The 13,961-nt window shown below is 71.0% G+C and carries 13 protein-coding genes; 2 read left to right on the forward strand and 11 right to left on the reverse strand.

What is annotated here, in order from left to right; translation table 11 throughout:
* Nucleotides 1–13: 13 nt before the first annotated feature.
* Nucleotides 14–730, reverse strand: a complete 717-nt coding sequence (locus tag B085_RS0139945; protein WP_018564207.1) for an MBL fold metallo-hydrolase — start codon at nt 728–730, stop codon at nt 14–16.
* A 189-nt stretch (nt 731–919) separates the two neighbouring features.
* Between B085_RS0139945 and B085_RS0139950 the strand changes: the two genes are divergently transcribed.
* Nucleotides 920–1,744: a peptidylprolyl isomerase gene (locus tag B085_RS0139950; protein ID WP_018564208.1), complete on the forward strand. Its 825-nt coding sequence runs from the start codon at nt 920–922 to the stop codon at nt 1,742–1,744.
* A 220-nt stretch (nt 1,745–1,964) separates the two neighbouring features.
* Nucleotides 1,965–3,194, forward strand: coding sequence for a DUF349 domain-containing protein (locus B085_RS0139955; protein ID WP_018564209.1), 1,230 nt, complete (start codon nt 1,965–1,967; stop codon nt 3,192–3,194).
* Nucleotides 3,195–3,273: 79 nt separating this feature from the next.
* Here B085_RS0139955 and B085_RS0139960 read toward each other — a convergent pair whose 3' ends face one another.
* From B085_RS0139960 to pdxT, 10 genes are all read right to left on the reverse strand, one after another.
* Nucleotides 3,274–5,745, reverse strand: a complete 2,472-nt coding sequence (locus tag B085_RS0139960; protein ID WP_018564210.1) for a RelA/SpoT family protein — start codon at nt 5,743–5,745, stop codon at nt 3,274–3,276.
* Nucleotides 5,746–5,957: 212 nt separating this feature from the next.
* Nucleotides 5,958–6,518: an adenine phosphoribosyltransferase gene (locus B085_RS0139965; RefSeq protein ID WP_018564211.1), complete on the reverse strand. Its 561-nt coding sequence runs from the start codon at nt 6,516–6,518 to the stop codon at nt 5,958–5,960.
* A gap of 55 nt (nt 6,519–6,573) precedes the next feature.
* Nucleotides 6,574–7,716: a protein translocase subunit SecF gene (gene secF / locus B085_RS0139970; RefSeq protein WP_018564212.1), complete on the reverse strand. Its 1,143-nt coding sequence runs from the start codon at nt 7,714–7,716 to the stop codon at nt 6,574–6,576.
* Nucleotides 7,716–9,476 (reverse strand): protein translocase subunit SecD, encoded by a 1,761-nt coding sequence (gene secD / locus B085_RS0139975; protein WP_078620274.1) that lies wholly within the window; start codon nt 9,474–9,476, stop codon nt 7,716–7,718. The genes secF and secD overlap by 1 nt, the downstream gene beginning before the upstream one ends.
* A 104-nt stretch (nt 9,477–9,580) precedes the next feature.
* On the reverse strand, nt 9,581–10,006 hold the full coding sequence (gene yajC, locus B085_RS0139980; RefSeq protein ID WP_026251927.1) for a preprotein translocase subunit YajC: 426 nt from the start codon (nt 10,004–10,006) through the stop codon (nt 9,581–9,583).
* A 161-nt stretch (nt 10,007–10,167) separates the two neighbouring features.
* Nucleotides 10,168–11,232 carry a Holliday junction branch migration DNA helicase RuvB gene (gene ruvB, locus B085_RS0139985; RefSeq protein ID WP_018564215.1) on the reverse strand — a complete coding sequence of 355 codons (1,065 nt, stop codon included), beginning with the start codon at nt 11,230–11,232 and terminating at the stop codon, nt 10,168–10,170.
* A 31-nt stretch (nt 11,233–11,263) separates the two neighbouring features.
* The gene (ruvA, locus tag B085_RS0139990) at nt 11,264–11,878 is read right to left on the reverse strand and encodes a Holliday junction branch migration protein RuvA (protein WP_018564216.1); all 615 of its coding nucleotides are present in this window, start codon (nt 11,876–11,878) and stop codon (nt 11,264–11,266) included.
* The gene (ruvC, locus tag B085_RS0139995) at nt 11,875–12,405 is read right to left on the reverse strand and encodes a crossover junction endodeoxyribonuclease RuvC (RefSeq protein WP_018564217.1); all 531 of its coding nucleotides are present in this window, start codon (nt 12,403–12,405) and stop codon (nt 11,875–11,877) included. Before ruvC ends, ruvA begins: the two co-directional genes overlap by 4 nt.
* A gap of 134 nt (nt 12,406–12,539) precedes the next feature.
* Nucleotides 12,540–13,292: a YebC/PmpR family DNA-binding transcriptional regulator gene (locus B085_RS0140000; protein WP_026251928.1), complete on the reverse strand. Its 753-nt coding sequence runs from the start codon at nt 13,290–13,292 to the stop codon at nt 12,540–12,542.
* A 61-nt stretch (nt 13,293–13,353) separates the two neighbouring features.
* Nucleotides 13,354–13,953 carry a pyridoxal 5'-phosphate synthase glutaminase subunit PdxT gene (pdxT, locus tag B085_RS0140005; RefSeq protein ID WP_018564219.1) on the reverse strand — a complete coding sequence of 200 codons (600 nt, stop codon included), beginning with the start codon at nt 13,951–13,953 and terminating at the stop codon, nt 13,354–13,356.
* Nucleotides 13,954–13,961 lie beyond the last annotated feature (8 nt).

The raw sequence follows: 13,961 nt of genomic DNA on the forward strand, positions 1-13,961 counted from the left end.
GGGAGGTCTCTCGTCACATTCCTCGTCGCGGAGGGGACGGGTGGTCGTCGCCTCCGAGGCCGCGGGCCACCTCCGCCAGATACGGATTGGTGGCGCGCTCACGGCCGATGGTCGTCTGGGGTCCGTGGCCGGACAGCACCACGGTCGAGTCGTCGAGCGGCAGGCACACACGGGCCAGCGACATATACAGCTCGTCCATGGAACCGCCGGGCAGATCGGTGCGGCCTACGGAGCCGGCGAACAGCAGGTCGCCCGAGAAGAACACCGAGGGGATCTCGGTCGTCTCCGGGAGCCTGAACGTCACCGACCCCTCGGTATGGCCGGGCGCGTGCGCCACGGACAGCTCGAGACCGGCGAGCGCCAGTGTGCTGCCGTCGGTGAGCTCCTTCAGCTCGTCGGGCTCGCCGATGGTGAGTTCACCGAGCAGCTGCGCGCCGATCGAGCGGCCGAGGGCCTTCTCCGGATCGTTCAGCATGTAGCGGTCCCGGGGGTGGATCCAGGCCGGGACGCCATGGGCGCCGCAGACCGGGACGACCGATGCCGTGTGGTCGAGATGGCCGTGGGTGAGGATGACGGCGACGGGCTTGAGACGGTGTTTGGCGAGCGTGTCCTCGACGCCCTGGGCCGCTTCGTGGCCCGGGTCGATGATCACGCACTCCTCACCGGCGGCGGGGGCGACCACATAGCAGTTGGTGCCCCAGGCCCCGGCGGGGAACCCGGCAATGAGCACGTTCGTCCTTCTGTCGGCTGTCGTTCTCGGCAGGTCGTACCGCACGATGGCGGCCCCACGAGCCTACCGGCGCGAACGCGGCCATCGCGAACCAGTAACGTCGCTGGACTGTGGGGCGCGCCGGGCGCGAAGATCGGCGGCGTACTCACATTCGGACGCGACGAGCAGAAGGCATCGGGAGACGGCTCAGTGGTCACCAAGGATCAGCGGCGGCGCCAGCTCGCCCGGGACAAGTTCGAGCGGCAGCACGAGCGCCGTGTGCAGGCCCATCGCAAGACCGTGCGGCGCAACGCGGTGGTCGCCGCCGTGCTCGCGGTCGTGCTGGCGGCGGGCGCCACAGCCTGGGCGGCCGGCGCCTTCGGCCCGGACGCCAAGAAGGACGACGCCGCTTCCGCGGACGCCTCCCCCACCCCCGCGGAGCCGAGCAAGGCGCCCGACCCCTGCGCCAAGCCGGCGGAGGGCAGCCCCGGCACGGAGCAGTGGAAGAAGGAGCCCGCGGTCACCGTCGACACCGCGGCGAAGTACACCCTCGCGCTGCAGACGACCTGCGGCGACATCGCGCTGGACCTCGACGCGAAGAACGCCCCGCACACGGTCAACTCCTTCGCGTTCCTGGCCGGCAAGGGCTACTTCGACCACACCAAGTGCCACCGGCTCACCACCACCGGCATCTACGTGCTCCAGTGCGGCGACCCGACGGGCCAGGGCACGGGCGGTCCCGGCTACACCATCCCGGACGAGAACCTGAAGGCGAAGGAGATCGCCGGCGGTACGTACCCGGCGGGCACGGTGGCCATGGCCAACACCGGGCAGGCGCACACCGGCGGAAGCCAGTTCTTCCTCGTCTACAAGGACAGCCCGCTGCCGCCGAACTACACCCCGTTCGGGACGATCAGCGCGGCCGGCATGAAGGTGCTGGACAAGATCTCCGCCGCGGGCGAGTCGACCGGCGGCGGTGACGGCGCCCCGAACGCCACCGTGGTGATCAACAAGGCGACGGTCGGGAAGTCCTGACCGCCGCGTCCCGCACCCGCGGGTCAATTTCGCGGGTGCGGGATGCGGACAGCCGGGGCACCGGTCGCCTATGTTGGCGTTGTGTAGGGTGCCTGCTCCGACGGCTGCACCATGGATGTGAGCGGACCGTCGGACCGGCCTGGGCACGGCCCGGCCGAATGGAACTGTGGACGATGCCCGCGAGCCGCGCGACGGCCGGGCATCACGTTGAGGAGGCGCTGTGAGCAGCGACCCGTGGGGCCGCGTCGACGAGACGGGGACCGTGTACGTGCGTACGGCCGATGGCGAGCGCGAAGTCGGCTCGTGGCAGGCAGGCTCCCCCGAGGAGGCGCTGGCCTACTTCGAGCGGAAATACGAGGGTCTCGTCGTCGAGATCGGCCTCCTCGAACGCCGGGTGAAGACCACCGACCTGGCCCCCAAGGACGCGTTGACCGCCATCGAGCACCTGCGCGCCGCGGTGACCGAGGCGCACGCCGTGGGCGACCTGGCCGCGCTGGCCAAGCGGCTGGACGCGCTGACCGAGCAGGTCGACGCGCGCCGCGAGGAGCGCAAGGTCGCCAAGGCCAAGGCCTCCGAGGAGGCCAGGACCGCCAAGGACGACCTGGTCACCGAGGCCGAGCAGCTGGCGCAGAGCGAGCAGTGGCGGGCCGCCGGCGAGCGGCTGCGCGCCCTGGTCGACATCTGGAAGGGCCTGCCCCGGCTGGACCGCAAGACCGACGACGAGCTGTGGCACCGCTTCAGCCACGCCCGTTCGGTCTTCTCCAAGCGGCGCAAGGCCCACTTCGCGGCGCTCGACGCGCAGCGCGAGGACGCCCGCCGCCGCAAGGAGAAGCTGGTGGAGGAGGCGCAGGCGCTCTCCGGCTCCACCGACTGGGGCCCGACGGCGGCGCGCTACCGCGAGCTGATGACCGATTGGAAGGCCGCCGGCCGCGCCCAGCGCGAGGCGGAGGACGACCTGTGGAACCGCTTCCGCGGCGCCCAGGACGTCTTCTTCGCGGCCCGCTCCGAGGTCTTCGCCGAGCGCGACACCGAGCAGCGCGAGAACCTCACGCTGAAGGAGGAGCTGGCCATCGAGGCCGAGAAGCTGCTCCCGGTCACCGACCTGAAGGCGGCGCGGGCGGCCTTCCGCGGCATCAACGAGCGCTGGGAGGCGATCGGACACGTGCCGCGCGACGCCCGGCCGCGCATCGAGGGCCGCATGCACGCGGTGGAGCGCGCGCTCCAGGAGGCCGAGGAGTCCGAGTGGCGGCGCACCAACCCCGAGGCGAGGGCTCGTGCCGCGGGCCTGACGGGGCAGCTGCAGGCGGCCGTCGACAAGCTGCGTGAGCAGATCGAGGCGGCGCGGGCGGCCGGGAACACCTCCAGGGCCGAGAAGCTGCAGCGGGAGCTGGACGGGCGCCAGGCACTGCTCGACCAGGCCCTCAAGTCGCTGGACGAGTTCGGCGGCTGAGTCGTCCCGCCCGGGCGTCACCCCGGACCACGGCGAAGGGCCCGTACGCGAGGCGTACGGGCCCTTCGCCGTGTCTGCGTCAGCGCTGGCGCGCCGACGTCACGCGGTAGACGTCGTAGACGCCCTCGACGCCGCGGACGGCCTTCAGGACGTGCCCGAGGTGCTTGGGGTCGCCCATCTCGAAGGTGAAGCGCGAGGTGGCCACCCGGTCGCGGGAGGTCTGCACGGCGGCGGACAGGATGTTGACGTGCTGGTCGGACAGGACGCGTGTGACGTCCGACAGCAGCCTCGACCGGTCCAGCGCCTCGACCTGGATGGCGACCAGGAAGACCGAGGACTGGGTCGGTGCCCATTCGACGTCGATGATCCGCTCGGGCTGCTGCGACAGCGACTCCACGTTCACGCAGTCGGCCCGGTGCACGGAGACACCGTTGCCGCGGGTGACGAAGCCGATGATCGGGTCGCCCGGCACCGGGGTGCAGCAGCGGGACAGCTTGACCCAGACGTCCTTCTCGCCCTTGACGATCACACCCGGGTCCGCGGCCGAGCGCCGCTTGGTGCGGCTGCGCGAGGGGGTCGTGATCTCGGCGATGTCCTCGGTCGCGCCCTCCTCGCCGCCCAGTGCCTCGACGAGCTTGTGCACGACGGACTGCGCGGTGATGTGCCCCTCGCCGATCGCCGCATAGAGCGCGGAGATGTCGGGGTAGCGCATCTCGTGGGCGAGCGTGACCAGGGAGTCGCCGGTGAGCACCCGCTGGATCGGCAGGTTCTGCTTGCGCATCGCGCGGGCGATGGCTTCCTTGCCCTGCTCGACGGCCTCCTCGCGGCGCTCCTTGGAGAACCAGGCGCGGATCTTGTTGCGGGCGCGTGGGGACTTGACGAAGCCGAGCCAGTCGCGGGACGGACCGGCGCCCGCCGCCTTGGAGGTGAAGACCTCCACCGTGTCGCCGTTGTCGAGGGTCGACTCCAGCGGCACCAGGCGGCCGTTGACCCGCGCCCCTATCGTGCGGTGCCCGACCTCGGTGTGGACGGCGTACGCGAAGTCGACGGGGGTCGCGCCGGCGGGCAGCGCGATGACATCACCCTTGGGGGTGAAGACGAAGACCTCGTTGCGGGACAGGTCGAAGCGCAGCGACTCCAGGAACTCGCCCGGGTCCTCCGTCTCCTTCTGCCAGTCGAGCAACTGCCTCAGCCACGCCATGTCGTTGACGGCGTCGTCCTTCTTGGCGGACTTCGGGCTGTCGGTGCGCACCTTGGAGGCGCCTGCGACGGCTTCCTGCTTGTACTTCCAGTGCGCCGCGATGCCGTACTCGGCGCGGCGGTGCATGTCGAAGGTGCGGATCTGGATCTCGACCGGCTTGCCGCTGGGCCCGATGACCGTCGTGTGGAGCGACTGGTACATGTTGAACTTGGGCATCGCGATGTAGTCCTTGAACCGCCCCGGCACCGGGTTCCACCGCGCGTGGATGGTGCCCAGCGCCGCATAGCAGTCGCGGACGGTGTCGACGAGGACGCGGATGCCCACCAGGTCGTAGATCTCGGCGAAGTCCCGGCCCCGCACGATCATCTTCTGGTAGACGCTGTAGTAGTGCTTGGGGCGGCCGGTGACGGTCGCCTTGATGCGGGCGGCGCGCAGGTCCTGCTGCACCTGGTCCGTGACGACCGCCAGGTACTCGTCCCGCTTGGGGGCGCGCTCGGCGACCAGCCGGACGATCTCGTCGTACATCTTGGGGTAGAGGATCGCGAAGGCGAGGTCCTCCAGCTCCCACTTGATGGTGTTCATGCCCAGCCGGTGCGCCAGCGGGGCGTAGATCTCCAGCGTCTCGCGGGCCTTCTTCTCCTGCTTCTCCCGCTTGAGGTAACGCATGGTGCGCATGTTGTGCAGGCGGTCGGCGAGCTTGATGACCAGCACGCGCGGGTCCTTCGCCATGGCGACGACCATCTTGCGCACCGTCTCGGCCTGCGCGGCCTCGCCGAACTTGACCTTGTCCAGCTTGGTGACGCCGTCCACCAGCAGGGCGACGGAGTCGCCGAAGTCGCGGCGCAGGGCGTCGAGGCCGTACTCGGTGTCCTCCACCGTGTCGTGCAGCAGCCCGGCCATCAGCGTCGCCGGGTCCATGCCGAGCTCGGCCAGGATCGTGGTGACCGCGAGCGGGTGCGTGATGTACGGGTCGCCGCTCTTGCGCTTCTGCCCCCGGTGCCACCGCTCGGCGACCTGGTAGGCGCGCTCGATCTGGCGCAGCTGCGACGTGTCGCCCTTGGGGTCGTTGCTGCGCACTATGCGCAGCAGGGGCTCCAGGACCGGGTTGTACGGGCTGGACCGCTGCACACCGAGCCGGGCGAGGCGGGCACGGACGCGGTTGGAGGAGGTGGCGGGCCGGTTCGGGGCCGCGCTCCCGGGAGTACGTACAGGCCGGGCGGCAGGGGTCGCCGGGGCGGCGGGAGCGGGCTTGGCGGCCTTGCCCTCCGCGGGTGCGGCCGGTGCGGCGGGCGCGACGGGAGGAGCCGCGGAGAGGGAAGCCGCCTGCTTCTTCCCGTCTGCGGCGGTCATCGGCTGAGCCTGCCTGGCCTCTTCTTGCAAGGGCACTCCTTCTGGTCCCCTCCCGGCCGGAAGACGGGCGAGGAGGGAAGTTCCGAGACACCATGGTAGCGATCTGATCGGGTGAACCGCGTCCCGTACGCCCCGTGGACCCCCGCAACGACCGGAGGCGGGCTCCCGTGCCGCTTCCGCGGCCGGGAGCCCGCCTCCGGCGAGCCAGGGGCTCAGACGGCGATCAGCGCCTCCAGGGGGGCGCCGGCGAGCGACGGGGCGAGGCGGGCCCGGCCGCCGAGGAAGCCCAGCTCCAGGAGGACCGCGACGCCCGCGACCTCGGCGCCGGTGCGGCGGATCAGCTCCAGCGACGCCTGGGCCGTGCCGCCGGTGGCGAGCACGTCGTCGATGACCAGGACCCGGTCACCGGCCGAGAAGGCGTCCTGGTGGACCTCGATCTCGGCGGTGCCGTACTCCAGCTCGTACGCCTGGCCCAGCGTCGCCCCGGGCAGCTTGCCCGCCTTGCGCACGGGCACGAACCCGAGCCCGGCGCGGGCGGCCGCCGGGGCGGCGAGGATGAACCCGCGCGCCTCCAGACCGACGACCTTGTCGGCGCCGTGCCGGGCGCAGAGCCCGGCCAGGGCGTCGATCAGCGCGTTGAACGCCTCGGGGTCGGCCAGCAGCGGGGTGATGTCCTTGAACATCACGCCCGGCCTCGGGTGGTCGGGCACGTCCCGGATACGGCTGAGCAGCAGGCTGCGCAGCCCCTCCGGGGTGGCGTCCGTCGTGGTCATCGGCTGTGTTCCTCGGTGCTCGTCCGCTGTGTCCCGTCCGTCGTCCGCCCCGTCCTCAGTGGCGCTTGCCGGAGGGACGGTTGCGGCCGCGGTTGTTGCGGGCCGGCTGGGTGCGCTGGCTGCCGACGCCGGCGCCCGCGTGGGCGTCCTCGTCCGACTCCCCGTCCGCGTCCCCGTCCGCGGGGGAGGCGTCCTGCGGCCCGTCCTCGGCGTCGCCGCCACGGCGGGCGTCGGCGGCACGCTTGGCGAGCACGCGCTTGCGCAGCGCCTTCATCTGCGGGTCGCGCTCCTTGAGGTCCGCGACCAGCGGGGTCGCGATGAAGATCGAGGAGTACGCACCGGCGGTGAGGCCGACGAAGAGCGACAGTGCGATGTCGTTGAGCATGCCGGCGCCGAGCAGGCCGCCGCCGACGAAGAGCAGGCCCGCCACCGGCAGCAGCGCCACGACCGTGGTGTTGATCGAACGCACCAGGGTCTGGTTGAGGCTGCGGTTGGCCAGCTCGCTGTACGTGTAGCGGTTCTGCTTGGTGATGTCCTTGGTGGACTCCTTCAGACCGTCGAAGACGACGACGGTGTCGTAGAGGGAGTAGCCGAGGACGGTCAGCAGACCGATCACCGTGCCGGGGGTGACCTCGAAGCCCACGATCGCGTACACGCCGATGGTGATCGTGAGGTCGTGGATGAGGGCGATCAGGGCCGCCACGGCCTTGCGCCACTCGAAGGCGATCGCCAGGTAGATCGTCACCAGGACCATGAAGATCACCAGGCCCTGGAAGGCCTTCTTGGAGATCTCGTCGCCCCAGCTCGGACCGATGATCTGCGGGTCGATGTCGTTCGCCTTGACGTTGAGGTCCGTGGCGATCTCGCCCTGGATCTCCTTCGCCTCGTTGAGCGAGATGTCGCTGATCTGGATGCGGACGGCACCGGAACCGAGCTTCTGCACGATGGCCTGGTGCCCGCCGGTGTTGTCGGCGACCTTCTCCTGGATCTGGCTGACCGACATCTCGGTCTTCGGGGTGGTGAAGACCGCGCCGCCGGAGAACTCGATGCCGAGCTTGAGGCCGTTCACGGCGAGGCCGACGATCGCCGCGATGGTGATGAGGACCGAGACGCCGTACCAGAGCTTGCGGTGGCCGACGAAGTCGTAGGCGATCTCGCCTCGGTGCAGGCGGTGCCCGAGGTTACCGAGCCGGGACATCAGGCCTCCTTGACGTCGGTACGGGCCGCGGGGCGGCGGGTGCGGCGCAGCGGGGGGTTGACGCCCAGGGCGCGCGGGTCGAGCCCGGACCAGGGGTGTCCGCCGGCGTAGAACTTCTTGCGGGCCAGGATCGTCATCAGCGGCTTGGTGAAGAGGAACACCACGGCCACGTCGAGCAGCGTCGTCAGGCCGAGGGTGAACGCGAAGCCCTGCACCTTGCCGACCGAGACCACGAAGAGCACGGCGGCGGACAGGAACGACACGAAGTCCGAGACGAGGATCGTGCGGCGGGCGCGGGGCCAGCCGCGGGCGACGGCCGGCTGCAGGGAGCGGCCCTCGCGCAGCTCGTCACGGATGCGTTCGAAGAAGACGATGAACGAGTCGGCGGTGATGCCGATGGCGACGATGGCGCCGCAGACCGCTGGCAGGTTCAGCGCGAAGCCGATGGCCGGGCCGAGCAGCGTCATGATCTCGTAGGTGAGGATCGCCGAGACGATGAGGCTCAGGATCGCCACGAAGCTCAGGCCGCGGTAGTAGGCGACCAGGTAGAGCACGACCAGGGCGAGGCCGACGCCGCCGGCGATCAGACCGCCGTGCAGCTGCTCGCCGCCGACCGCCGCCGACACCTTGGTGACGTCCGACTTGTCGAAGGTCAGCGGAAGCGAGCCGTAGGACAGGACGTTCGCGAGCTCCTCCGAGCTCTCCTGGGTGAAGCTGCCGTAGATCTCGGCGCTGCCGCTCAGGGTCTGGTTCACCGAGGGGGCGGAGACGACCTCGTTGTCCAGCACGATCGCGAACTGATTGTTCGGCGGCTGCTGCTGGGAGAGCTGCGAGGTGATCTTCGAGAAGGCCTTGGAACCGGCGCCGTCGAAGTTCAGGGTGACGACCCAGCCGTTGCCGCCCTGGGTGTCGAACTGCGCGGCGGCCTTGCTGACGTTCTTGCCGTCCACCGCGGCGGGGCCGAGGGCGTACTTGGCGGTGCCGTCCTGGTTGCACGCGACGATCTTGTCCGTCGGCTTGGCCTTGAGGTTCAGGTTGGCGCGCGTCTTGGCGTCGGAGCAGTCCAGCGCGGCGAGCTTCGCCTGCAGGTCCTCGGGGACGGAGGTGTCCAGGGCGCTGCCCGGGGCCGCCGTGCTCGCCGAGGGCGACGGGTTCGGCGAGGGCGCGCCCGAGGCGGTGGCGGACGGCGTCGACGAGGCCTTCAGCGCGTCGGTGACGGCGCGGCCCTGCGTCGAGGCGCTCGCGGACGGGGAGCCGGAGACCTTCGCGCCGGTCGAGGCGGTCGCTGACGGCGACGCCGGGGAGGAGGGCGAGCCCGAGGGGCTGCCGCTCGGCGAGGCCGGGGTCGCCGGGGTGTTGGCCACCTCGGCGAGCACGGGCCGGAAGTAGAGCTGGGCGGTGGTGCCGACCTGCTGCTCGGCCTGCGCGGCGTTGGTGCCCTTGGGGATGTTGACGATGATGTTCCGGTCGCCCTGGATCTGGCTTTCGGCTTCCGAGACACCCAGACCGTTGACACGCCGGTCGATGATCGACTTGGCGGTCTCCATGTTGGTCTTGTTGATCGCGCCGACCTGGTCGCTCTTGGCCGTCAACGTGATGCTCGTACCGCCGGCGAGGTCGATGCCCAGCCGGGGGGTGGTGTGGCCGGAGAGGAACATCCCTCCGGTGAGCGCCACGATGGCCAGCAGGATCACTGCCAGCGCCCGCCCGGGGTATCCCTGGCTCCCCGAGGGCCTACGGCCCCTCTTCGGTGCTGCCACCTTCTCGATTCTCCCTGTCCAACCGCCCTGCGACCTGCGCGCAGCGGAGCGGCACGATGAGTAGTACGGACTTGCCGACCCCTGGAAAAGTACCGGGCGGGCCGTTACTTCTTGTCGGTGCCGTCCGTCTTGGCGTTCTCGGTCGCGGCCTCGTCGGCGGACTTGCTCAGGTCGACGGCCTCGTCGGCGGCGTCGGCCTTCTCGACGTCCTCGACGTCCTCGGCGCCGTGCGCCTCGAGCTCCGGTTCGATGCCGTGCACGATGCGGTCGTACTCGGCCTGGTCGAGGACCGCGGCGATGGCGTTCTTCGCGAAGTGCGCGTGGACGCCGTCGGCCAGCTCCAGCAGGACCGTGTCCTCGTTGACCTCCTTGACGACGGCGTACATGCCGCCGATCGTCCGGATGCCAGAACCGGGGCCCATCTGGTCACGCATCTGCGTGGCCTGACGCTGCTTGTTCTTCGCGGAGCGGGTCATCAGCAGCATGACACCGATGATCAGGACGAAAGGCAGGATTTGAACCAATTTCATGGTGTCTTGACGATCCTTCGCACGGCCGCTGGGGGCCTGGTCTACGGGATTGTGGCGTCGGTCCCGGAGGGACGACGTCGGCGGAGTCTAAGCGTTCGTTCGCCGGTGGAACAACGCCAAGCATTACACCGAGGTTCCTGCGGCGGCGAGTCTCCCCGCCGTCAAGGGCCGAACAGCCCGTCTTGCCCGGGTCCGCCGCCCTGTGGCGGCACGAGGCCGAGGTGCGCCCACGCGGCGGGAGTGGCGACCCGGCCACGGGGGGTGCGTGCCAGCAGGCCCTCGCGCACCAGGAACGGTTCGGCCACCTCCTCCACCGTCTCCCGCTCCTCCCCCACGGACACCGCCAGTGTCGACAGCCCCACGGGACCACCGCCGAAGAGCCCCAGCAGCGCGCGCAACACGGCGCGGTCCAGCCGGTCCAGGCCGCGCCCGTCGACCTCGTACACCTCCAGCGCCTGCTCGGCGACCTCGCGTGTGATCACGCCGTCGGCCTTCACCTGCGCGAAGTCCCTTACGCGGCGCAGGAGTCGGTTGGCGATACGCGGGGTGCCCCGGGAGCGGCCGGCGATCTCGGCGGCGCCCTCGGCCTCGATGTCGACGTCGAGCAGACTCGCGGAACGGTGGATGACCCGCTCCAACTCGGCCGGGGCGTAGAACTCCATGTGGCCGGTGAAGCCGAAGCGGTCGCGCAGCGGCGGCGGCAGCAGTCCCGCCCGGGTGGTGGCGCCGACCAGGGTGAACGGCGGCAGTTCCAGGGGGATGGCGGTGGCGCCGGGGCCCTTGCCGACGATGACGTCGACCCGGAAGTCCTCCATCGCCATGTAGAGCATCTCCTCGGCCGGCCGGGACATCCGGTGGATCTCGTCGAGGAAGAGCACCTCGCCCTCGGCGAGTGAGGACAGGATCGCCGCGAGGTCCCCGGCGTGCTGGATGGCGGGGCCGGAGGTGATGCGGATCGGGGCGCCCATCTCGGCCGCGATGATCATCGACAGGGTCGTCTTGCCGAGCCCGGGAGCGCCGGAGAGCAGCACGTGGTCCGCGGTGCCGCCGCGCCGGCGCGCGGCCTGCAGCACCAGGTCGAGCTGCTCACGGACCCGCTCCTGGCCGACGAACTCCTCCAGCGCCTTGGGCCGCAGCGCCGCCTCGACGGCCTGGTCCTCGCCGTCGGCGGCGGCGCCGACGAGGCGGTCGGCGGTGGTCGGTACGGACTCGTCGTCCCAGTTCACTTCGGTGCGCCTTACGCTCGGCGGGCTACGGTCAGCGGGCTCGGTTCAGGGTCTGCAGCGCGGCCCGCAGCAGGGCCCCGACCTGCGGCTCGGCGCTCGCCTCCGCCTGCGGCGCCACGGCGGCGACGGCCTCCTCCGCCTCGCGCGGCTGGTAGCCCAGGCCGATCAGCGCGGCGTGCAGCTGCTCCCGCCACGAGGCGGGCCCGGCGGCCACCGCGGGACGTGGGGCGCCCGCTCCGCCGACGGGGGCGCCGAGGCGGTCCTTGAGCTCCAGCAGCAGCCGCTGGGCGCCCTTCTTCCCGATCCCCGGGACGGCGGTGAGGGCCTTCTCGTCGCCGGTGGCGACGGCCGTGCGCAGCGTGTCCGGGCTGTGCACGGCGAGCATGGCCTGGGCGAGGCGGGGGCCGACGCCGCTGGCGGTCTGGAGCAGTTCGAAGACCTGGCGCTCGTCGTCGTCGGCGAAGCCGTACAGGGTGAGGGAGTCCTCGCGGACCACGAGGGAGGTGGCGAGCCGGGCCGGTTCCCCCAGGCGCAGGGTGGCGAGGGTGCCCGGGGAGCACTGGACGGCCATCCCGACACCGCCGACCTCGATCACGGCCGTGTCGGGGGCGAGGGCGGCCACCGGCCCGCTGACGAAGGCGATCATGTGCTGGGCTCCTGGGTTCGTGCTCGGGCGACGGCCTGCTGGAGGCGGTTGGTCGCGGTGCCGCGCCAGATGTGACAGATGGCGAGCGCGAGTGCGTCGGCGGCGTCGGCGGGCTTGGGCGGTGCGTCGAGCCGCAGCAGCCGGGTGACCATGGCGCCGACCTGGGCCTTGTCGGCCCGTCCGCTGCCGGTGACGGCCGCCTTGACCTCGCTGGGGGTGTGCAGGTGGACCGGCAGCCCGCGGCGGGCGGCGCACAGCATGGCGACCGCGCTGGCCTGGGCGGTGCCCATCACGGTGCGCACGTTGTGCTGGCTGAACACCCGTTCCACGGCGACCGCCTGGGGCGCGTACTCGTCCAGCCAGACCTCTATGCCGCGCTCGATCAGCACGAGGCGGTGGCCGATGTCGGCGTCCGCCGGGGTGCGGACCACACCGACCCCCGCCATGCGCAGCGGCCTGCCCGGGACCCCGTCCACCACGCCGACGCCGCACCGGGTCAGCCCCGGGTCCACGCCCAGCACACGCACCGCGCCCCTCCCTCCCTCGGACAGCCGTTCAGCGGGTTCCTGGAGGCTATCGGGTGCCACCGACAACGACGGCGGCCCGGTGGGGGTGTGTCATCCCCACGGGCCGCCGTCCTGCCGTGCGTCCTGCGGACGGATCAGGCGTCGACCTTCTCCATGACCTCGTCGGAGACGTCGAAGTTGGCGAAGACGTTCTGCACGTCGTCGCTGTCCTCGAGCGCGTCGATGAGCTTGAAGATCTTGCGGGCGCCCTCCTCGTCGAGCTCCACCTGCATGGTGGGGACGAAGTTGGCCTCCGCGGAGTCGTAGTCGATGCCGGCGTCCTGCAGCGCCGAGCGCACCGCGACGAGGTCGGTGGCCTCGCTGAGCACCTCGAAGGACTCGCCGAGGTCGTTGACCTCCTCCGCGCCGGCGTCCAGCACCGCGCCGAGCACGTCGTCCTCGGCCAGCTCGCCCTTGGGGACGATCACGACGCCCTTGCGGTTGAACAGGTAGGAGACCGAGCCCGGGTCCGCCATGGAGCCGCCGTTGCGGGTCATGGCGACGCGCACATCGGAGGCGGCGCGGTTGCGGTTGTCGGTGAGGCACTCGATGAGCACCGCGACACCGTTGGGGCCGTAGCCCTCGTACATGATCGTCTCGTAGTCGGCGCCGCCCGCCTCGAGACCGGCACCGCGCTTGACCGCGCTGTCGATGTTCTTGTTGGGCACCGAGCTCTTCTTGGCCTTCTGGATGGCGTCGAAGAGGGTCGGGTTGCCGGACACGTCGGCACCGCCCGCACGGGCGGCGACCTCGATGTTCTTGATCAGCTTCGCGAAGAGCTTGCCGCGCTTGGCGTCAATCACGGCCTTCTTGTGCTTCGTCGTAGCCCATTTAGAGTGGCCGGACATCAGCCTGTCTCCTTCACGTCACCGATTGCTTCACGAACATTGCGATCCTACCGGGATCGCGTCACCCGGCGGCGCGCACCATGTCGACGAAGTACCGGTGCACCCGGTGGTCCCCGGTCAGTTCGGGGTGGAACGAGGTGGCCAGCAGGTTGCCCTGGCGGACGGCGACGACCGTGCCGTCGTCGAGTCGCGCCAGCGTGGCGACGCCGCTGCCGGTGGACTCGACCCAGGGAGCACGGATGAAGACGCCCTCGACCGGACCGCCTTCCACGCCCTCGACCTCGACCGCGGTCTCGAAGGACTCGTTCTGCCGGCCGAAGGCGTTGCGGCGCACGATCATGTCGATCCCGCCGAAGGTGTCCTGGTCGTCCCTGCCGTCCAGGATCTTGTCGGCGAGCATGATCATGCCGGCGCAGGTGCCGTAGACGGGGAGCCCGTCCCGGATGCGGTCGCGCAGCGGCTCCATCACGCCGAAGAGCGTCGCGAGCTTGGAGATCGTGGTCGACTCGCCGCCCGGGAGCACCAGGCCGTCCACCTCGGCCAGTTCCTCCGGCCGCCGCACGGGACGCGCCAGGGCGTCGGCCTCGGCGAGCGCGACCAGGTGCTCGCGGACGTCGCCCTGCAGGGCGAGGACTCCGATGGTCGGGGGGCTGCTGGACACGGGGGCGG

It is taken from the genome of Streptomyces sp. BoleA5 (assembly GCF_000373665.1).
In the GTDB taxonomy this organism is placed as follows: Bacteria; Actinomycetota; Actinomycetes; order Streptomycetales; family Streptomycetaceae; genus Actinacidiphila.